General features: G+C 63.9%; 17 protein-coding genes and 1 pseudogene. 11 read left to right on the top strand and 7 right to left on the bottom strand.

All coding sequences use genetic code 11. The features are described 5' to 3' along the window. Window positions 1-12 precede the first annotated feature (12 nt). A complete protein-coding gene (locus tag ACFRJ9_RS22985) occupies window positions 13-1863 on the top strand; it encodes a glycoside hydrolase family 15 protein (protein ID WP_377672983.1) in 1851 nt (616 codons plus the stop codon). On the opposite strand, the gene ACFRJ9_RS22980 is transcribed toward ACFRJ9_RS22985, so the two are convergent. Beyond that, window positions 1832-2032, bottom strand: a complete 201-nt coding sequence (locus ACFRJ9_RS22980; protein WP_377672980.1) for a hypothetical protein — start codon at window positions 2030-2032, stop codon at window positions 1832-1834. The genes ACFRJ9_RS22985 and ACFRJ9_RS22980 overlap by 32 nt on opposite strands. Before the next feature lie 295 nt (window positions 2033-2327). Here ACFRJ9_RS22980 and ACFRJ9_RS22975 point away from each other — a divergent pair, with 295 nt between their 5' ends. From ACFRJ9_RS22975 to ACFRJ9_RS22960, 4 genes are read left to right on the top strand one after another with little or no spacing between them, the layout of a single operon-like run. Beyond that, window positions 2328-3926, top strand: a complete 1599-nt coding sequence (locus tag ACFRJ9_RS22975) for an ABC transporter substrate-binding protein (protein ID WP_377672977.1) — start codon at window positions 2328-2330, stop codon at window positions 3924-3926. 13 nt (window positions 3927-3939) lie between these two features. Next, window positions 3940-4941 (top strand): ABC transporter permease, encoded by a 1002-nt coding sequence (locus tag ACFRJ9_RS22970; RefSeq protein WP_377672975.1) that lies wholly within the window; start codon window positions 3940-3942, stop codon window positions 4939-4941. Then, entirely contained in the window at window positions 4941-6794 is a 1854-nt protein-coding gene (locus ACFRJ9_RS22965; RefSeq protein WP_377672973.1) for a dipeptide/oligopeptide/nickel ABC transporter permease/ATP-binding protein, read from the top strand. Before ACFRJ9_RS22970 ends, ACFRJ9_RS22965 begins: the two co-directional genes overlap by 1 nt. Then, window positions 6791-7582: an ABC transporter ATP-binding protein gene (locus ACFRJ9_RS22960; RefSeq protein WP_377672970.1), complete on the top strand. Its 792-nt coding sequence runs from the start codon at window positions 6791-6793 to the stop codon at window positions 7580-7582. The genes ACFRJ9_RS22965 and ACFRJ9_RS22960 overlap by 4 nt, the downstream gene beginning before the upstream one ends. Window positions 7583-7597: 15 nt before the next feature. On the opposite strand, the gene ACFRJ9_RS22955 is transcribed toward ACFRJ9_RS22960, so the two are convergent. The 4 genes and pseudogenes from ACFRJ9_RS22955 to ACFRJ9_RS22940 all read right to left on the bottom strand — a co-directional run bounded on the left by ACFRJ9_RS22955 (window position 7598) and on the right by ACFRJ9_RS22940 (window position 11390). Then, window positions 7598-9166, bottom strand: a complete 1569-nt coding sequence (locus ACFRJ9_RS22955; protein WP_377672968.1) for a serine hydrolase domain-containing protein — start codon at window positions 9164-9166, stop codon at window positions 7598-7600. Window positions 9167-9237: 71 nt separating this feature from the next. Further along, entirely contained in the window at window positions 9238-9450 is a 213-nt protein-coding gene (locus tag ACFRJ9_RS22950) for a hypothetical protein (RefSeq protein ID WP_377672966.1), read from the bottom strand. 294 nt (window positions 9451-9744) lie between these two features. Next, window positions 9745-10599 (bottom strand): annotated as a pseudogene (gene pdxS, locus ACFRJ9_RS22945) (pyridoxal 5'-phosphate synthase lyase subunit PdxS); the annotation flags it as partial. A gap of 149 nt (window positions 10600-10748) precedes the next feature. Then, window positions 10749-11390 (bottom strand): M15 family metallopeptidase, encoded by a 642-nt coding sequence (locus ACFRJ9_RS22940; protein ID WP_377672964.1) that lies wholly within the window; start codon window positions 11388-11390, stop codon window positions 10749-10751. A gap of 176 nt (window positions 11391-11566) precedes the next feature. Here ACFRJ9_RS22940 and ACFRJ9_RS22935 point away from each other — a divergent pair, with 176 nt between their 5' ends. The 6 genes from ACFRJ9_RS22935 (at window position 11567) to ACFRJ9_RS22910 (ending at window position 18339) form a co-directional block, all read left to right on the top strand. Continuing rightward, a complete protein-coding gene (locus ACFRJ9_RS22935; protein ID WP_377672962.1) occupies window positions 11567-12241 on the top strand; it encodes a response regulator transcription factor in 675 nt (224 codons plus the stop codon). Further along, entirely contained in the window at window positions 12238-13380 is a 1143-nt protein-coding gene (locus ACFRJ9_RS22930) for a sensor histidine kinase (RefSeq protein ID WP_377672960.1), read from the top strand. The genes ACFRJ9_RS22935 and ACFRJ9_RS22930 overlap by 4 nt, the downstream gene beginning before the upstream one ends. A 188-nt stretch (window positions 13381-13568) precedes the next feature. Next, window positions 13569-14969, top strand: a complete 1401-nt coding sequence (locus tag ACFRJ9_RS22925) for a glutamate decarboxylase (protein WP_377672958.1) — start codon at window positions 13569-13571, stop codon at window positions 14967-14969. A gap of 24 nt (window positions 14970-14993) precedes the next feature. Further along, window positions 14994-15863: a class II glutamine amidotransferase gene (locus ACFRJ9_RS22920; protein WP_377672956.1), complete on the top strand. Its 870-nt coding sequence runs from the start codon at window positions 14994-14996 to the stop codon at window positions 15861-15863. 104 nt (window positions 15864-15967) lie between these two features. Beyond that, the gene (locus ACFRJ9_RS22915) at window positions 15968-16432 is read left to right on the top strand and encodes a phage tail protein (protein ID WP_377672954.1); all 465 of its coding nucleotides are present in this window, start codon (window positions 15968-15970) and stop codon (window positions 16430-16432) included. A 197-nt stretch (window positions 16433-16629) separates the two neighbouring features. Next, a complete protein-coding gene (locus tag ACFRJ9_RS22910; protein WP_377672951.1) occupies window positions 16630-18339 on the top strand; it encodes a DUF222 domain-containing protein in 1710 nt (569 codons plus the stop codon). A 114-nt stretch (window positions 18340-18453) separates the two neighbouring features. On the opposite strand, the gene ACFRJ9_RS22905 is transcribed toward ACFRJ9_RS22910, so the two are convergent. After that, window positions 18454-19641: a 4-hydroxybenzoate 3-monooxygenase gene (locus ACFRJ9_RS22905; protein WP_377672949.1), complete on the bottom strand. Its 1188-nt coding sequence runs from the start codon at window positions 19639-19641 to the stop codon at window positions 18454-18456. A 110-nt stretch (window positions 19642-19751) separates the two neighbouring features. Beyond that, window positions 19752-20492 (bottom strand): IclR family transcriptional regulator, encoded by a 741-nt coding sequence (locus tag ACFRJ9_RS22900; protein ID WP_377672946.1) that lies wholly within the window; start codon window positions 20490-20492, stop codon window positions 19752-19754. Window positions 20493-20617: the final 125 nt, after the last annotated feature.

Below are 20617 nucleotides of genomic sequence, written 5' to 3'. Positions count from 1 at the left end.
AGGATCTGATTCATGGCCAGGATTGAGGACTATGCGATCATCGGGGACTTGAATACGGCGGCGCTGGTGGGGCGCGACGGCTCGATCGACTGGATGTGCCTGCCCCGTTTCGACTCACCCGCATGCTTTGCCGCCCTCCTGGACTCCCCCGAGGCCGGCCGTTGGCGGCTCGCACCCGCCGGCGCTGGCGATTCAACCCGGCGCAGGTACCGCGAAGACACGCTCATCCTGGAAACCGAATGGGAAGTGGACGGCGGCGCAGTCCGGGTTACCGACTTCATGCCCGTCCGGGACGACGCCGTGGATCTGGTGCGCATAGTCGAGGGCCTGTCCGGCGAAGTGGCCATGCAGATGGAACTGGTCCTGCGGTTCGATTACGGCCAAGTTGTTCCCTGGGTCCGGCGCAGCAAACACGGGATCAGTGCCGTGGCGGGTCCGGACTCCGCCTACCTCACCACCCCCGCCCCGCTTGAGGGCCGGGACCGGCGCACTTTCAGCGAGTTCACGGTTCGAGCCGGCGAGCGCGTTCCCTTCGTGCTGCGCTGGGCGCCCAGCCATGAGAGGGAGCCACGGCGCATCGATCCGTTCCGGGCATTTGATGCGACCGAAGCGTTCTGGCTGGAATGGATCGGCCGCAGCGAAATGGCCGGAAAGTACAAGGAACCGGTCGAGAGGTCCCTGATAACCCTCAAGGCCCTCACGTACGCACCAACCGGGGGCATTGTGGCAGCAGCCACCACGTCATTGCCCGAACAGATCGGCGGCCCGCGCAACTGGGACTACCGCTACTGCTGGTTGCGGGACGCAACGCTGACACTTCAGTCGCTCCTCGCTGCCGGTTACACGGAAGAGGCGGCTGCTTGGCGGGATTGGCTGTTGCGGGCGATCGCCGGCGACCCGTCCGAACTGCAGATCGTCTACGGGCTCGACGGCGCCAGGAGGCTTCCGGAGGCCAATGTCCCCTGGTTGTCTGGTTACGAAGGTTCCGCACCGGTCCGCATCGGCAACGCCGCCGCTCCGCAGCTCCAACTGGACGTCTGGGGCGAAGTCCTGGATGGCCTTTCGCTCACGCGGGCCGCTTCGCCGCCGGGCACGGTGGACAACTCCTGGGACATCCAGGTCGCCTTGATGGAGTACTTGGAAGGGGCCTGGGACCAGCCAGACAACGGCCTGTGGGAAATGCGCGGACCAAGGCAGAACTTCACCCACTCCAAGGTCATGGCGTGGGTGGCCGCGGATCGAATGGTCAAAGGTATCAGGACGTCCGGATTGCCCGGCCCGGTGGAGCGTTGGGCTGCGCTTCGGAGCGAAATCCACGCGGATGTGATGGCCAAGGGCTTCAACGAGAAACTCAACACGTTCGTCCAGTCGTACGGCAGCGTGGAACTCGACGCCAGCCTGCTCTTGATCCCCCGCGTTGGCTTCCTTCCCCACCGGCATCCACGCGTTGCCGGAACAGTGGACGCCATCCAGAAGGGACTCACGGACGACGGCCTGGTCCTCCGCTACCGCACCCAGGCCGGCCATGACGGCCTCCCGGGTGACGAAGGCGTGTTCCTGGCGTGTTCATTTTGGCTGGTGGATGCACTTCTGGGCATCGGCCGCTCAGGTGAGGCCACCGCTCTTTTCGAGCGGCTTCTGACGTTGCGGAACGATGTCGGCCTGCTCAGCGAAGAATGGGACCCCCGGACGCAGCGGCAACTCGGCAACACTCCGCAGGCCTTCAGCCACTTTCCACTCATTCACAGCGCCTTGCAGCTGCATCACGGTGAGGCCCACAAGAGCGACACCCCGCTCCGCCGGCCCAAGCACCCTGGACAGGCAAGCGGCTCTACCCTTCGGAATGATCCTCGCCTTCGTTAGCCGGCGTTTCGCCTTTATGGCTGGCTTCTTTCAGATGCTGGTCCAGCTTGCGTTCGGCTTCGCGCCGCCGCTGGCCAATGGTCCGCATCTGCTGTGTGTTCGGGTCTCCCCGATCTTCCAACGCTGCGCCTGCAGGCGCGGCGGGCTGTTCCTGCTCTTGTTCGCCCATAAGAAAATCGTCCCATCGTCAACGCTGCTGCGATAGCGGCAATTGGCAACAGACGCACGACGGCGGCCTCCCGCCGTCGTGCGCTTTTCCCACCGTGCCCCTGCCCCAGCCAGGCAACGCGGCCCGACTTAGCGGATTCGCCCTACTTCCGCCGCCCGGTTAGTCGGATCCGCCGATGGATTCGGCGCCCGGTTAGTCGGATCCGCCGATGGATTCGGCGCCCGCCCGAGGAAGGGTTGTCCGAAGTACTTGAGGCACCGGCGCACGGCCGGATGCCAGGGATTGTGGAGGAATCATGAATCGCAGACTAGTTACGGTGGTCGCGCTGATGGGCGGTGCCGCCCTCACGCTGAGCGCCTGTTCGGGTGGAGGCTCAGCGGGCACCGGCGGAGACGAGCTGGCCAAGGACGGCAGCTTCTCCATGGCGCTCGACTCCGACCCCGGCACACTCAGCCCGCTGATGACCATCTCAACGTCGGCAAGCCAAGTCATCAACTACCTCTACGACCGTATGGTCTTCATCGACCCTGCCACCGGGAGCGTCAAGCCGTGGTTGGCGGAGTCCTGGAGCGAGAAGCCCGGCGAAGTGGTGTACACGCTCAAGAAGGGCATCATGTGTTCCAGCGGAGAGCCCCTGACCGCGCAAACCGTCGCGGACAACTTCACCTTCGTGGCCGACAAAGCCAACAATTCACCCTTGCGCGGCTTTGCCGTCCCCGGTGACCTGGTTGCCACTGCCGACGACGCCACCGGGACGGTCACTCTCAAGACGCCCACACCATCACCCTTCCTGCTGGTCAACACCGCCTCGATCGGTATCCTGTGCCAGTCAGGGCTGAAGAAGCCCGACGCCGTTGCCACGGAATCAGATGGCACTGGCCTGTTCACCCTGGCCGAGGTAGTGCCGAATGATCACTACACACTCACCCGCCGTGCGGGCTACAGCTGGGGACCTGACGACCAGACGACGTCGGAGACGCTCGGCGTGCCCAAGGATGTCACCTTCAAAGTCATCAGCAATCCCAGCACCGCAGCCAACCTGCTGCTCTCAGGCGAGCTGAATGCGGCAGTGATCTCCGGCGCCGACGAGGACCGCCTGGCATCGGCTGGATTGGCGAAGCTGAGCACCAACCGCCCCATGGGCGAAATGTTCTACAACCAACTGAACGGTAAGGCCACGTCCGACCCCGCAGTCCGGCTTGCCCTGACCAAAGCAGTCGATATTCCCAACCTCGCCAAGATCATCACCGCAGACAAGGGCGCGGTCAGCAAACAGCTCTCCGGCGTGTCCCCGGTGGGTTGCCAGATGGAGACCACCGGAGCGCTCCCCGCGGCCGACTTTGATGGCGCCGCCGCCGCACTGACGGCCGCCGGGTGGATTGCCGGCAACAACGGAAAGCGGGTCAAGGACGGCAAAGCCCTGGAACTGGCGTTCATCTACAACAACGCCACCGACACCTCCAACGCCGCAGCAGAGTTCGCACAGCAGCAGTGGACCAAGTTGGGGGCCTCTGTGTCCATCAAGGGCGGGGACGAGAATTTCATGGTCGAGCAGTTGCTCAGTGGCAAGAACAACGCTGACTGGGACATCGCCTGGGAAAACGTCAACGTCTCCGTTCCCAGCACCATCGTGCCCTTGATCTCCGGCCCCGCCCCAAGTGAAGGGCTCAACTTCGGCTCAATCCGTAATGCCGGTTACGAAGCCGGCGTAGCGAAGGCCTCCGTCCTCACGGGCGAACAGGCGTGTGCCGCCTGGGGCGAAGCCGAAGAATCCCTCTTCACCTCCGCTGACGTAGTCCCGTTTGCTTCGGCCCCCTCCTCCACGTACCTGCACAAAGCGTCCGCAGTGTTTGACACCGTGGCCAGCGGCCCCCTGGTCCGGGTCAAGAAGTAGGCGATCCGCTCCGATGACCGCCACAGCAATATCCCCCACCCCACCCACCACCCGGACACGGCCCGCCGCGAACGGGTGGCTCCGCTTCGCTTTTCGGCGCGGCGGCCAATTCCTGGTGTCCATCGCCATCCTGATCACCGTGGCCTTCCTGATGCTGCAAATGATCCCCGGCGATCCCGCCCGGCAATCGCTGAGCCCAACCGCCAGCCCGGAACAAATCGCGGAACGAACGCAGGAACTGGGCCTCGACCAGCCACTGGCAACGCAATATTTGGCCTTCTGGAAGGGGTTGCTTACCGGCGACCCCGGGCAGTCGATCAGTTTGCGGATGCCCGTTGAAGACGTGATCGCCAGCCGGCTTCCGGCAACGGTGGAGCTGGCACTCCTGACCGTTCTGGTGGTGCTGGCGGTCGCCATTCCTGTTGGGCTGCTGGCCGCGGCCCTCACCAAAGGTGGACGTCGGCGCGGACTGGAGCTGACTTTCAACAGCACCAGCGGGCTCGTCGCTTCAGCACCGGAGTTCCTGATCGGTGTGGGCTTGGTCTACTTGTTCGCTGTGAACGTCCCTTGGATGCCGGTGGCCGGGCGCAGCGGACCTGCCAGCTACGTCCTCCCGGTTGCAGCCCTATCCATCGGTGCAATCGCTGCCTTGTCCCGGATTGTCCGTGCGGAGGCCATGGACGTCCTCAGCTCAGATTTCATGCGCACTGCAGCCGGAAAGCGGATGCCCGTACTGCGCAAGTACCTGCGGCACGCCCTGCCCAACCTGATGACGTCCACCATGACCAACGCCGGATTGTTCCTTGGCTCGCTCATTGCCGGGACCGTGCTGGTGGAGAGCATCTTTGCCTGGCCGGGGCTGGGCATGACCCTGGTGCAGTCCATTCGGGCCAAAGACTTCCCGCTGGCCCAGGCGCTCGTGGTGGTCTACGGCGCCATCGTACTGATCATCAACCTGGCGGTGGACGTGCTGCTGGCAGTTCTGGACCCCCGCTCCACGATTAAGGATTCCTGATGAGCGCAGCTGGAATGACCGGGCGCTGGCGCTCGGCCCTACTGACACCCACTGGCCTTGCAGCCCTGGCCGGCATGGCAGTGCTGCTGTTCCTGGTGGTTCTTGGCCCCGTGATCTGGGGGGACATCAGCACCACCACCAACCCGGCGGCGCTGTCCCAGAAACCCAGTCCGACGCACCCCTTCGGCACCGATGCCGGCGGGCGCGACGTGTTTGCCCGCACCATGACGGCGGCCCGGCTCAGCGTGCTGATGGCCCTGGCAGCCAGTGCCATGGGCGTCCTGGGCGGGGCACTACTGGGTGCGCTGCCCAGCGTGTTGCCACGTCCGCTCGGGCGGGCCATCCTAGCGGGAGTGAACTTTGCCCTCGCGTTCCCGGGCCTGCTGATCACTGTGGTGCTGTCCGTTGTCTTTGGCCAGGGCATCCTGGGGGCGGTCTTCGCGATCGGGCTGGCCATTCTCCCCGCCTACGCCCGGCTCACCAGCACCCTGGCAGCGTCTGTGGGCGGCAGGGATTTCGTGGCTGCGGCACGTGTGCTCGGCGTCAGCCGGGCCGGCCTGCTGCTGCGTCACATCATGCCCAACATCGCCGCACCCCTGATCGTCAATGCTTCGGTGACCGCCGGCGGCGCGTTGACCGCCTTCGCAGGATTGTCCTACTTGGGCCTGGGCGTCCAGCAGCCTGAGTTCGACTGGGGCAGGATGCTCAACGAGGGACTCCTCAAGATCTTCGTCAACCCCGCCACCGCGCTGGCGCCGGGGATCGCCGTCGTCGTCTCCGGCATCATCTTCACCCTGGTAGGCGAAACAATCGCCCGCGCCACGGGCGTCGCGAGGACTTTCAGCGACAAGCTGCCACGGCTGCGGCCCCGCGAAACCAGCGCAGTGCTGCCCATCGAGGACAACAATGCGGTCCTGCAGGTGCGCGGCCTTCAGATTGCGGCCCCGGGCCGGACCCGCTGGGCCGAACTGGTGCGTGGCGTCAGTTTCGATGTGGGACGTGGAGAACTCGTGGGTTTGGTGGGCGAGTCCGGCTCAGGCAAGTCAATGACCTGCATGGCTGTGGCCCAACTCGCCGACCATCCGCTGCACGTCAGCGCCCAAAGCATCCGCTTTGACGGGCAGGAGATATACCGCGGCACAGCCCCCGCCGGATCCCGGCGCGCAGTGTCCCGGCTGCTGGGGACCCGTTTGGCCATGGTGTTCCAGGACCCCATGTCTTCGCTCAACCCGTCGTTGCGGGTTGGCGGACAAGTAGCCGAGCCCGGATTCCTCCATGGCGGACTCAGCCGCCGCGCTGCATGGCTCAAGGCCATACGACGGCTGGGCCAAGTACAAATCGCTGATCCGGAGCGCAGGGCAAAACAGCACCCCCACGAGCTCTCCGGCGGCATGCGCCAGCGGGCCATGATCGCCATGGGGCTGATGGGCAAACCTGCGCTGATTATTGCGGACGAGCCCACAACTGCCCTGGACGTCACGGTGCAGCGCGAAGTCCTGACGGTGCTGCACCGGGTGCACCAGGAAACGGGATCGGCTGTGCTGATGATCTCCCATGACATGGCCGTCATTACAGGGTTCTGCACGCGCGTCATGGTCATGTACCGGGGTCGGATCGTGGAAGACATCAGCACCGAGGACTTGGTAGCGGGCAATGCCCGGCATCCGTACACCCGCGCGCTGCTGGGGGCTGTGCCCACGTTGGAAACGGAACGATCCGTGCCGATGCCTACTATCGCTGACGGTGAGGAATTTGATACGGACCTCCGGTTCGACCTGGAGCACAAGCTCGCAGCACGGGAGCAGTCCGCAGCGGACAAGGACGCAATTGAGCGCGAAGGAGCACACGCATGAGCGCATTGGTGTTTGACAAGGTCAGGGTGAGCTTTGGCCACGGTGCCCGAAAGTTCACGGCCGTGCACGACGTTTCACTGCGCGTACCTGCCGGCCGCAGCGTCGGGCTGGTGGGCGAATCCGGTTCGGGCAAGTCAACGCTGGCCCGCGCTGCCGTCGGCCTGTGCGAACCCCGTTCCGGGTCCATTGCGTTGGATGGCACCGAACTGGTCAATGCACGGGGCCGCGCCTTGGCTCTTCGCCGGCGGGTGCAGATGGTGTTCCAGGACCCGTCATCGTGCCTGGACCCGCGGATGAGCGTCGGCGCATCGCTCGTGGAGGCTATCCGCGCGGCCGAGCGCAGGGACCGGCGCCCCGGCACTGTCGCCGGCCGATCCGCCCAGATAACCGGGCTGCTGGAATCCGTCCAGCTACCCTCAGCCAAGGCCGCCGAGTACCCCGGAGCCCTGTCCGGCGGCCAGCGCCAACGGGTGGCACTTGCCCGTGCGCTGGCCGCCGAACCGGCATTCATCCTGGCGGATGAGATCACCTCGGCCCTGGACGTTTCCGTGCAGGGCTCGGTGATGAACCTGCTCAAGGATCTGCAGGCCGAGCGGGGTTTTGGGCTCCTCTTCATCAGCCACAACCTGGCCGCCGTACATTACCTGTGCGACGACGTTGCAGTGTTGCGGAACGGCCGCCTCGTGGAAGCCGGAGCCACGGCTGATGTCCTGCACACGCCCAAGGAGGACTACACCCGCGAACTGCTCGCCGCGGTCCCCAGGATTGGTGAGCCCTTGTTTGCCTAAGCTGCTCCGGCCCGCTCAACCGGCGACGTTGAACCCGGACGGGACACCCAGCGGCACTGTCCCGTCCGGCAGCCGGGCGAATGGCAAGCGATACACTCCCGGGGTGCTGATCAGCAGGTGGTCATCGTCCAGCCGGAGGGTGAGACCGCCCGCCGTGAACGCGCCATTCGGGGCTGGTTCGATCTGCGCCACCATCTGAAGTCCCAGCTCCAGCTCGCCCTTGGCCGTGACGGTGGCCAGCACGCCCAACTCAGAACTGCAATAGACAGCTGTGGGCATAGTCGCGCCGATGATCGGCGGATCACACCGCCGGTAGAGGGCGTCATCTCCCGGTCGATTCACGGAGCCGAGCCGGAGGCCGTCGACTGTCGCCTGCAGCCTGGAGTCAGCCGAATCGCCCTGGCCGTGCCAGGTGCCGTCCACTGTCAAAGCGAACTCGGCTGAAGTGACCTCACCGGACACCTTCAGGAGGCCGAATTGGGTGGTCTCGACGCGCACGGCCAGATCGGTCTTTGGGTCCACCCAGTAGCCGGCGAGCCCGGCAGCCGCGGCCGTTCCGTCCACCCGTTCCGCGGGTTTCTCCGCGACCAGTCCCGCTGCCAGTCGTAGTGCCTCAGTGGCCACCGGCATCGGTGCGATCGCCGAATTATTGCTCAAGAGTGCCACGCCAATTCCGGTCCCGGGCAGGAACAAGAGTTGGGACCGGTATCCGGGAACCCCGCCTGCGTGCCCGAAGGCCGGCTCACCACAAACACTCGTATGCGCCACCCCCAACGCGTACGGCCGGCGCTGCCCGCCGTCGTCGTTGACCCGCTCCAGAAGGCCGTCCCGCAAGTCCGCGCCCAGCACCCTGCCGTCCTGCAGGAACCCAAACCAAGGTCCCAAATCGGCAATGCTCGTGGCCAGGCCACCGTCACCCACAGCGCACTCCTCCGTGTCCGCCCGGCGCACTCCAGCTTCGCCGACGTCGTAGCCGTTGGCGAACCGAGGCAGCGGCAGCCGGCTATCCTCCCGGAACAGCGTGTCGGACATGCCCAGCGGGATGAACATCCGCTCCGAGGTGAACTCACCTAAGGTCATCCCGGTCAGCCGCTCAACGAGGGATGCGACCAGAACATAGCCTGTGTTGGAGTAAGAGAACTGAGTGCCCGGCTCGAAGTCCAGTCCGGTCAACCCGGCCACGAAGGCCAGCGTCTGGTTCTGGGTCATCCGGGTGAGCGGACGCCCGGCCAGCTCGGTGAGGGCCAGCCAGTCGCGCAGTCCGCCGGTATGGCGCAGACACTGCCCGACCGTGACCGGCACCCGCAGATTGAGCTCCGGTAAGTGCAGCCGGATGTCGTCATCAAGCGAGAGCTTTCCGTCCCGGCACAGAAGCAGGGCCGCAGTGGCGGTGAACTGCTTGCTCATGGATGCGATGTCGAACCGCGTATGGGTGGTGACCGGAACCTCGAACTCCACACTCGCCAATCCTGCCGTGGCGTGGTGGGCCAGCTGGCCGTCCACATAGATTCCGATTGCCACCCCGGGATCACCGGTACGTGCGGCCTTGTGTGCCAGCTCGAACAGCTTGTTTGCAATATCCATGGAAGACACCATTTCAGAGGTCTCGGTCATCAGGTTTGTCCAAACGGCCAAACTCGGCACCGTGCGACGGGTCAGACCATGGTTCGTTCCAGGGTTTGACCGAAAGGGACACTCTTATCGAGTGAAACCGTGTACCTGCCAACATCGCGGCGGGTCACCAGGATTCCGGAGGTTCCCTGGGCCATGGCAACCGATCGGATCAGCTCCTCGGCCTCCGTCAGTAGCTCCTGCAGAAGTTCCGGAGAGGCAACCACTACCTCGCACTCGGTCATGTGATCTTGCACGTTCCTACTTCCCTCTTGCTCGTCAACAAAATGCTTGTCACTCCGGCCTGATCGCTAGGCGAGAATCTGGAAAAGCCCGGGTTCGACCCACACCTCATACCCCGCTGCGGCTTCGAAGAGCCTCCGGCCATCGGCTCCTTCTGCGGCCAGCCACAACGCAGAATCATCAGGCATCGCGGAGTCGACAAAGCCACTGCGCACAGCTCTTCCGGAGAACCGCACCTCAACGGGTTCTCCTTTGAGCAGGCTCCACCGCTTGTACACGTACATGCCCCGTTCATCAGCGGTGTTCGGCAGGGCAGGAGGCTGCGGGATCCCGGCGGCACGGATGCCCACCATGGATTCGCCCAGTCCATGGGAAATCTTGGCAATTACTTCCGGATAGTCGTGGAACGCCGTGGCCCTCACCAGCGCAGCTGCATGCTCAGCGGGATTGCCGGACGTGAAAATACCCGATCCGACGAACACACCGTCGGCCCCGAGCTGCATCATCATCGCAGCGTCAGCCGGAGTGGCAATGCCACCTGCGATGAAGAGCGGCACGGGGAGCTTGCCGGTGGCGGCAATTTCCTCGACCAGTTCATACGGCGCCTGCAATTCCTTGGCCGCAACGGACAGCTCGTCCTCCGAAAGAGCGGCGAGCTTGGCGATCCCCGCCTGGATCTGGCGGATGTGGGACACCGCGTTGGACCGGATCATGGCCGCGCCCTCGGTGATGCGGCAAAGCGCCTCAGCGAGGTTCCGGGCACTACAGACGAAGGGAACTGTGAACTTCCATTTGTCGATGTGGTTGAGGTAATGCGCAGGGGTCGACCCCTCGGATTCGTCGACGTAGTCAACGCCGAGGGACTGCAGAACCTGGGCCTCCACGAAATGGCCGATGCGGGCCTTGGCTATCACCGGGATGGACACGGCAGCGATGATCGCATCGATCCTGTCGGGATCGGACCAACGTGAAGAGCCTCCCTGGGCGCGGATGTCGACCGGAATCCGCTCGAGCGCAATGACGGCTACGGCCCCGGAATCCTCCGCCAGGCGGGCCTGCTCGACGTTAACGACGTCCATGATGACGCCGCCCTTGAGCATCTCGGCCATGCCGCGCCTGACACGGCTGTTGGAAAGAGGCGAAGCCCGGACCGTGATCTTCACAAATGACTCTCCCAAACCAATCTCGTTGCATTCATCCAGTTGAAATCTAACGGCCCCGGAAACTCTGGTCTTCGTTCGCTTGTTAATACTTACGGGCCACTTTTGGTCGTTCCGACCAAGTGTCCCTACCCATAGCCGGGGCCTTGTGCTCAGTTGTTTGCTGCATCCGTCAATGCCGGCGGGCAGACCGCCCCGGGTTGGGCCGTCAGCTCGTAATGCCAGGGCTCATTCGCGTAGGTCTGGCACAGCCCGAATTGCTGGCCCAGGTTGCTCATCCAGACCATTGCGTCCACCGGTCCGACGTCGACTGCTTTACCGGAAACGTGCGTGGACTTCTCCGGGGTGTTGACCCAGCGTCGTGCCTCTTCCGGGCTGCCATAGGTTCCGGTGGCCTGGTCAAGGAGCATCTTCTGGTATCGGGTGCTGCGCCATCCGCTGGTCACAACAATCTGGATGCCGTCCGCTGCCGCAGCTTTTGAGGCCTCTTGCAGGGCCTTTCGCAGTTCCGGATCGAGATTGGCCACGGCCGGGACATCCATGTCGCTGGCAGTGAGGGTGCGGTTTTCCGGGATGAGGCCGTCCTTGGCGCTGAGTCGTTCCTCAAAGGGGCTCAACAGCGGACGCAGCAGTTCCTTGAGGGGATCGGGCTCGTCGCCCTTGCTGGTTCCAGGTTGGCTCGCCGGCGCCACCGGGACGCTCGATGATGTGCATGCTCCCAGGGATAGGGCGACCAAGGTGGCCACCACAAGCATTGTCAGGGTTGGCCGTTTGGCTGTGCGTTGTGCTGGCACCGGTGTGTCCCGCTTTCGTCTGGTGGTGAGTTACCAGACCATCACTGGCCGTGTTGCGCCGCCGTATGCTGGGCTCTTCACACTGACGCAACAAGCCGGCCAATAAAGTGAGTCAGTGGAGCCCTATGCCGCTGGCGCCCAACAGTGTCAAAGGCGGCAAGGAGATTGAGAGAACCATGCGCGTACTGATAGTTGACGACGAACCGTACTTCGCGGAAGCAATTCAACAAGGATTGCGGGCGGAGAGCATAGCCGCCGATATCGCGTTGGACGGCGGGCAGGCGCTGGAACGTGTTTCGGTCAACGACTACGACGTTGTTGTCCTGGACCGGGATATCCCCACCATTCACGGAGACGACGTCTGCGCCAGCATTGTGAAATCCCACCCGCATGTGAAGGTAATCATGGTGACGGCCGCTACCCGCCTCAAAGACAAGGTAGGGGGATTCCGGTTGGGCGCGGACGACTACCTTACAAAGCCCTTTGAGTTCGACGAACTTGTTGTGAGGCTGCGGGCATTGTCCCGCCGGCCAAACAGCATGGTTCCTCCAGTGCTGGACGCCGGTGATCTTCGACTGGACCCGTACCGGCAGGAGGCCTACCGGGACGGGCGCTACGTGAGGCTCACCCGTAAGCAGTTCGCAGTACTTGAACTGCTCATCCAAGCAAATGGCGGGATCGTTAGTGCCGAAACACTTCTGGAGAAAGCCTGGGATGAGAACATCGATCCTTTCACCAGCGCACTCCGAGTAACAATGTCCACCCTGCGCAAGGCTCTGGGAGATCCCGATCCGATCGAAACCCTGCCCGGAGTCGGGTACAAGATCGCCGAAGGCTACACCCGTCCATGACCGCCAAAACGCTGCCCGCGGCAAAGTCCCTCCGAAGTGCGCGGGCCCGGCTGGCCTTCAGCTATGCACTGTTCGCCATGCTGGCCGGGATCATTGTGCTCGGCGCCGTCTACGCCGTCCTGCGTTACATCCCCAACTACCCTTTGACGGCGGCGAATCCCAGTGACTATTCGAAAGGCGTTCCCGGGACCAGGGGCGAGATACTGGAGACTTTGCTCAACGTCGGGGGCTGGGCACTGGTATCGCTGGCCATCGTCGGGAGCATCGGCGGGTGGTTCCTGGCTGGCCGGGTCCTCAGCCCACTGAATAAGATCTACTCGGCCGCACACACCGCTGCCAACGGAGAGCTAGGCCACCGAATACGCCTGCAAGGCCCTCACGACGAGTTCGGCCAACTCGCTGACGAGTTTGACCGCATGCTCGACAAAGTTGAAGACGCTTTCAACACCCAGGAGCGGTTTGCCGGCAACGCATCCCACGAGCTGCGAACCCCGCTCGCCATCACCAAGGCGCTCCTTGACGTTGCGAGGCGACAACCCACTGCGCAGGACGTTCCCGTTCTCCTGGAGAGGTTGGCATTGACGAACGACCGGGCGATCGGACTCACCGAGGCCCTGCTGCGCCTGGCCGATGCCAACGCTGTGACTGCCGAGTCGGGTCTTGTGCGGATGCGACCCCTGATCCTGGCCGCCGTGCAGGAAAACGAACCGGAAGCCTCTCACAGTGGCGTTCGCATTGATACGTCCGTGAGCGCCACGGAAGTCATCGGTGACGGCGTGCTTTTACGGCAAATGGTCTTCAACCTGGTCCAGAACGCTGTTCGCCATAACCACGAGAACGGCTCGGTATGGATATCGGGAGATTTCACCCAAGAGACCGCGACTCTCCGTATTGAAAATACCGGCCCGGTCCTGCAGGCAGACATCATCCCCGAACTCCTCGAGCCGTTCCGCCGCGGCCAAGGACGTGTAGCCCAAAATGACGGGAAGCAGGGATACGGCCTGGGTTTAGCCTTGGTGGCGAAGATCGTGCAGCTTCACCATGGAACGCTTCGCCTTCAACCGCGGACCGGGGGCGGCCTTATCGCGACCGTCGAAATCCCTGCAGCCCAACAACCAAGTATCCAGCCCGGTCATTGATCGCTATCCCGACGGCGGCCTCCCGCCGTCGTGCGTCTTTCCCGCCTGAGTCGCGCGGCAGCTGCGTTGCGGGGCCCGCTTTGCATGCTTTTGCTGGCCTTTGGGGCGCAGAACGGGCCCCGCAACGGGTAGCGTGAACCGCAGGCAGGTAGTGCCGCCGCTGCGGCCGGGGATTCCAAGGAGTAGCCATGAGCAGGTCACACCGGACGTCGAAACACGAGCCCAACACCGCCGTGGAGCTGAACCCCCTGTTCAGCAGGCCCGGCGAGGCCACGATCTTCCCGCGTTTCACCATTCCGGAAGGAGAGTCACTGCCCGCCACCGCGTACCAGGTTGTCCACGATGAGGCCATGTTGGACGGGAACTCCCGCCTGAACCTTGCAACGTTCGTGGGCACCTGGATGGAGTCGGAAGCGTCGCAGTTGTACACCGAGGCGTTCGACAAGAACATGATCGACAAAGACGAATACCCCCAGACAGCGCTCATCGAGACCCGGTGCTGGCGGATGCTCGCGGATCTGTGGAACGCGCCCGATCCAGCCAAAAGCATTGGAACATCCACCATCGGATCCTCCGAGGCGTGCATGCTGGGCGGTTTGGCACTGAAGCGCCGCTGGCAGCACAGCCGGCGCGCTGCGGGCCTGCCAACCGACAAACCCAACCTCGTGCTGAGTTCCGCCGTGCAGGTTTGCTGGGAGAAATTCTGCAATTACTGGGATGTGGAACCCCGGTTCGTCCCGGTATCGGTGGAACACCCGGCGATGGATGGCGATGACCTGGACAAATACGTGGACGAGAACACCATTGGCGTCGTCGCCATCATGGGCGTGACCTACACCGGCAAATACGAAGCCGTGGACGCGATTTCGGCCGCTTTGGACGATGTCCAAGCACGCCGCGGACTGGACATCCCCATCCATGTGGATGGCGCTTCCGGCGCCATGGTTGCTCCTTTCCTCCAACCGCAAACAGTGTGGGACTTCCGCCTGCCCCGAGTTGCGTCGATCAACACCTCAGGACACAAGTACGGGCTGGTCTATCCCGGCCTGGGCTGGGTTGTGTGGAGGGACGAAGAAGCACTCCCCGAGGACCTGATCTTCCACGTCAGTTACCTCGGCGGGGACATGCCCACGTTCGCCCTGAACTTTTCACGGCCTGGCGCGCAGGTTCTGCTGCAGTACTACCTCTTCCTCCGACTCGGTTTCGCCGGCTACAAGTCCGTCCAAGCCACTTCCCGCGACGTTGCCCTGTATCTCTCCGGGGAAATCGGAGCCATGGAGGCGTTCACCCTATGGAGCGACGGGTCCGACATCCCGGTCTTCGCCTGGCAGCTCACCGACGGCCAAACGAAAAACTGGAACCTCCACCACCTGTCAGAACGCCTGCGGATGAACGGTTGGCTGGTTCCTGCTTATCCCCTGCCTGACGGGCTGAGCGACGTGGTGGTGCAAAGGATCGTTGTCCGCAACGGTTTTACCCGGGACCTGGCCTCCAGCTTCCTGACAGACCTCAAAAGAGAAGTCGCTTACCTCGATGCGCTGACAGCGCCCATGCCCGCGGCCGGACAGCAACAGGCCTTCCACCACTAGCCCAGATCAAGGAAGGACCACCCCATGTGCAGACTCTTCGGGCTTCACGCCGGTCCCCGCCCGGTCCGTGCCACATTTTGGCTCTTGGACGCGCCGGACAGCCTCTCCGTCCAGAGCCGGCGGGAACCTGACGGCGCCGGCATTGGAACTTTCGACGCCGAAGGCAGGGCCCGCGTCGCGAAGCAACCCCTTGCCGCGTGGGAGGACCACGCGTTCGCCCGCGAGGCACGAGACCTGAAGAGCACCACGTTCCTGGCCCACGTCCGGTACGCGAGCACCGGCGCTCTGACCCGGGTCAACACACACCCTTTCGAGCAGGACGGACGGCTGTTTGCCCACAATGGCGCATTCAATGATCTCGATCGGCTCGATCATCGGCTTTCCGGGCTTGGCGTGTTGGACCTTGTTAAGGGCCAGACGGACAGCGAACGCCTGTTCGCGCTCATTACCGCCGGTACCCGCCGTTCAGGGGGCGATGTTGGAGAAGGAATCACGCAGGCCGTCAGCTGGATCGCCAAGGAGCTGCCTGTCTTCAGCCTCAACTTCATCATCACCACGGCGACAGACATGTGGTGCCTCAGATACCCCGCAACTCACGAATTGCACCTGCTGGAACGTGACCCCGCCAAAGCACAGGACCCGCCGGCACCACTGGACGCGCGGAGCAGCCGGATCCACTCCCGCAGCACCGAGCTTTCCCGTTCCCCGCACGTCCTGATTGCCACCGAGCCGATGGATCACAACCCCGGCTGGCGTCCCCTCGCGTCCGGCGAACTGGTGCATGTGGGCCCGGACCTTGCAGTGACCTCCACCTTCCCGTTCCCGGACTCCCCTGCGCATCCGCTCACTCTGGCCGACCTTGAACCGTCGGCGGCCGAATCGCAGAAGCCGTAGCCACCGCTGCGGTGGACCGCACCAAACGCAAGGAACGCACGACGGCGACCTGCCGCCGTCGTGCGCGTTATCGTAGGTCACAACACACCTGACAAGGAGAACGCATGCCGTACACCGTTGACTTCAAGAACGTTTCCACCGACGGCCTGGAATCATCTCCGGTGGCCGAAACGCTGGCCGGGTTGCGCGCCAACGAGAGCCGCTATTTCAAGAACAAGTACGACCACGACTTCACAGTGAGCCCCGCGAGCGAGGTCCCGGAAGTGGTGGAACGGGTAAGCCGCATCCTGAAGGACGAACGAGATATCGTCATCGCCTCACCCCCGCTCGAGGCCACATCCTTCGACGTCGATGGATTGCGCATGGCTTACGTGTTCTACGAGTCGGGACTGTCCATCAACGTCATGTACAGCATCGAGGACGGCGGGAAGCGGGCCGTGGGGTTCAAACTCTCCGAGGGCATGGAAATTCCAGAGGAACTGGCATCGAGCTTCAAGTTTGCCCGCCAGAAATCGAAGCTTGCAGGCGTCATTCGTGGCTCGTACTTCGTGATCAAGGGCGAGTACTGAACAGTCCGGCCTGACCGTCTCTCACTTCCCGACACCCTTTTCCGCGACCGTCTCTCACTTCCCGACACCCTTTTCCCCGACCATCTCTCACGTCTGGTGACTGGCTCGATGGGGCCTATTTTGTCGGTGCCTGGTGACAGGGTTGATTCATGGAAGGTACGGGGCAATTCGTGGCACGTCGGGCTATATCGCCCGCCATGAGTTTCGTCGCGTCCCGGCGTTTCGGGGGCCTCATCACCGAAACTCGTGGCGGCGCAGCCTCGCGCGCCTCGGTGGTCGCCAGGAGCTCAGTATCCACCCACGGAATCCGGGTACTGCAGGCCGCCGGGACCAACAGCACCGCCGGAGTGGACGCGTTACTCGATCAAGCCACCGAGGCACTGACCTCGCTACGGTCATCCGCGGCCACCGATGCCGGGGTGCTGGGTTTTAGTGAAGCAGCCGACTTCGCGGGCAGCATCGAGGACATCTCCCGGACAGTGGAATACCTGCAAATCATCGCAGCCCAGGCGGTCGAACGGACCCGCCGCGAAGCCCGGAACGGGACCCCGGTCCCCGGCGCTGGCGCCGCGCCCGGGTGGCAGACTGGATGGAGCACGACGACGACGCCCGGCCAAGAATCAGTAGTCAACCCGGCCGATGACGGGTACCGGAACGCCGCGGAGTTCCTCCGCGCCCGGCTCCGGATCAGTATCAGCGAAGCACGCCGCCGACTCGCCCTCGCCGCCGAGGTCCTCCCCGGTGTGGGAATGACCGGCCAACACCTCCCGGCCCGCCGCGAAATCCTCGCCGACGCCCTCGCTTCCGCCCAAGTACCGTCCCGGTCCGCGACGATCATCAGTACCGCACTGAACACCGTCCGGCACCTCGTCACCGACGAGACCGCCGCGACCATGGAACAAGCCCTCACCACCACCGCCATCGACTCCGACCCGGACTTCGTCACCAAAATAGCCAAACGCTGGACCGACGCCCTCGACCAGGACGGACCGGAACCTTCCGAAGAAACCCTCCGGCACCTCCAAGGCGCCTTCCTCCGCCGCAAACCCCGCCACGGCCTGCACCACCTGGAAATCTTCGCCACCGCCGAACAATACGAAACCCTCCTCACCGCCATGAACACCGCCACCAACCCCCGACACCAAAACACCACAACCCCCGACACCACCACCATCGACGGAAACCCCGCCAACGACGCGAGTAACGGCGTGGGCGGAGACACCGGGGCCGGCGGAGGCACGGGGGATGGCGAGGGTACCGGCGGGGCCGGGGGTACCGGTGTGGTCCTGGACCGGCGCTCCCGGGCCCAGAAACTCCTCGACGGCTTGGTCGGGGCCTGCAGCGTCGCGATGACCACCGGCAAACTCCCCGCCAACGGCGGACTCCGACCCCAACTCAGGGTCACCATCGACCACCGCGACCTCCTCAACCAGGTCAACGCCTCAAACCCGAACCAACCCAGCACCGGCACCAGCACCAGCACCGGCACCGCGACCTTCACCGGACCGATCCACCCCACCACCATCCGCAAAATCGCCTGCGACGCCGACATCATCCCCATCCTGCTCGGCAGCGACTCCCGCGTCCTGGACATCGGCCGCACCACCCGGATCTTCCCACCCCACATCCGCCACGCCATCACCGCCCGCGACGGCGGCTGCACCTTCCCCGACTGCACCATGCCCGCACCCTGGTGCGAAGCCCACCACATCACCTACTGGTCCAACCAAGGCACCACCAGCACCGACAACGGCACCCTCCTCTGCAGCCACCACCACCACCTCATCCACAAAGAACACTGGACCATCACCATGAAAACCGGCGTGCCCTGGTTCATCCCCCCACCCCACATCGACCCCCACCAAACACCCCGCAAAAACCACCACCACACACCCCTCAAAACATAAACAGGCACGCCAGTGGTGCGAAACCGGCCGGGAACACTTCACGTGTCGGGCGTTGTAGGTACACAGTCACGCAACCACGCGTCGTCGAGCGCTGGTCCCTAAGCCAAGTCAGGCCTAACGTGCGGCCGGCCACCCTGTGTACGACTCCGCAAGGTACGCCTTGGCGTGTTCGGACGAGACCACGGAGTGCAACTCGCCGAGCTGTCGGGCGCGGTCGAAGTCGTCGGCGCCAGGGACGGTGTGCAGCATGGACGTCATCCAGTAGGAGAAGTGCTGGGCCTTCCACACGCGGTCCAGGGCGCGGTCGCTGTAGGAGTCCAGGAGCAAGGTCGAGCCGGTGGAGTAGAAGGAATCGAGCCCTTCGAAGAGCACCTTGACGTCGTGGATCGCCAGGTTGAGTCCCTTGGCGCCGGTGGGCGGGACGGTGTGTGCGGCGTCGCCGGCGAGGAAGAGATTGCCAAAGCGCATGGGTGCCTGGACGAAACTACGGAACGGCAGGACCATCTTCTCGAGGACCGGACCTTCCTTGAGCTCAAAGCCGTTGCCGTTGACGCGTTTGCGGAACTCGGACCAGATGCGTTCGTCGTCCCAGTCGGCCACGTTTTCCTTGGGGTCGCACTGGAAGTACATGCGCTGGACCTTCTCCGTGCGCTGGCTGATCAGCGCGAAGCCGTGCTCGGAGTTGGCGTAGATCAGTTCATCGGAGCTGCGCGGGGCTTCGGCGAGGATCCCGAACCAGGCGAACGGGTACTCGTGGAAGTACCTTTTGCGGTTGGCCTCGGGGATCTGGGAGCGGCAGTGGCTGCGTGAACCGTCGGCGCCCACGAGGAAGTCGGCTTGGATTTCGAAGTCCTGGCCGTCGGCGTCGGTGAACCAGACTTTCGGTTTTCCTTCGAGGTCATGCACAGTGGTGTCCGTGGCGCTGTACCGGACGTCGCCGCCGTCGGCCTCCCGCCGGGCAGCGAGGTCCATGAACACGTCCGTCTGCGGGTACAACCACACAGATTCGCCCACGAGTTCCTTGAAGTTGATGCGGTGGCTTTCACCGTTGAAGCGCAGTTCAATACCGTCGTGGCGGTCGCCTTCCCGCAGCACGCGGTCGGAAACGCCGGAGTCCACCAGCAGGTTCACGGTGCCGTGTTCCAGGATGCCGGCGCGGACTGTTTCCTGGATGGTCTTGCGGCTGCGGATCTCCACCACCACGGACTCGATGCCTTGCTTGGCCAGCAGGTGGGAAAGCATGAGACCGGCAGGGCCTGCGCCCATGATGGCGACTTGGGTGGTGATGGGTGTGCGTGCCATGGTGTTTCCTCGCTTCGTTGCGGTCCCGCTGGGACGGGATGAGTCTGGAATCAGTGTGGCCCGCAGCCGGTGATCGGCGTTACATCCATTCCGTTGAACGGAAGGGCCACTCATTCGCCCAACTGGCGTCCGATCCCACGCGCAGCCGTTTGAAGCGCGGGAACCAGCGCCTGCAAGCGCATCTCTGCGAGGGGCACCACGACGCCGAGTGCCGCCACCGTGCGCCGCTTGCCGTTCATCACCGGAACGGCGATCCCCCACGTGTCCGGATCCACGACGCCCGCCAATTGCGCGTAGCCCTGCTGCGCGGCTTCGGCCAGCAACTGGCGCACGACGTCGGTAGTCACCTTCCCGGAAGAATCATGGAATTGCTCGAGGTACTCCGCCTGCAGCTCACGCGCCTGGTGTGACATCAACGCCAAGCCGGCCGAGGAAATATGGACCGGCATTCGCCCGGCGATCCTGGCCCGGTTGGCCACCGACCCCCGGCGGGAAAGCCGCTCGACAAACAGTGCCTCCCACCCATCCAGCACGGCCAGGTTGACGTTCTGGTTCAAGACCTGCTGGATGTCCTCCATGAAGGGCATGGCCGCCTGCCGCAGCGCCAAGGTAGGCGAGTTCCGGTTGACGAGTTCCCACAGACGCAAGCCCAAGCGAACGGTCCCGCCCGCGCCCAGGTCAAGCAGGCCGTGCTCCGACAATTGCCGGACCAGCCGGTGGGCTGAGGAAAGCGGTAGCCCTGCACGGTCCGAGAGTTCGGTCAGCTGCAGGGACGTGACGCCCTCGGGAAAGGCTTCAATCACCCGAACCACGCGGTCCACCACGGAATCACCGGATGCTGAGTTGGCCACGTTGCGCTCCTTTGCTTCACGGCGCCGGAAAAAGCACCTTCCATTCAATGGTAGAACGTGTGCCGGATAACAATACCCAGTGATACAACTCTCATAGCTGGCCGGCAGTGCTGCCGGCCGAAACC

It is taken from the genome of Paenarthrobacter sp. NPDC056912 (assembly GCF_042786555.1).
Taxonomy (GTDB): Bacteria; Actinomycetota; Actinomycetes; order Actinomycetales; family Micrococcaceae; genus Arthrobacter.
Note: the sequence above shows the minus strand (reverse complement) of the source record. Positions and strands in the feature narration are given on the sequence as shown.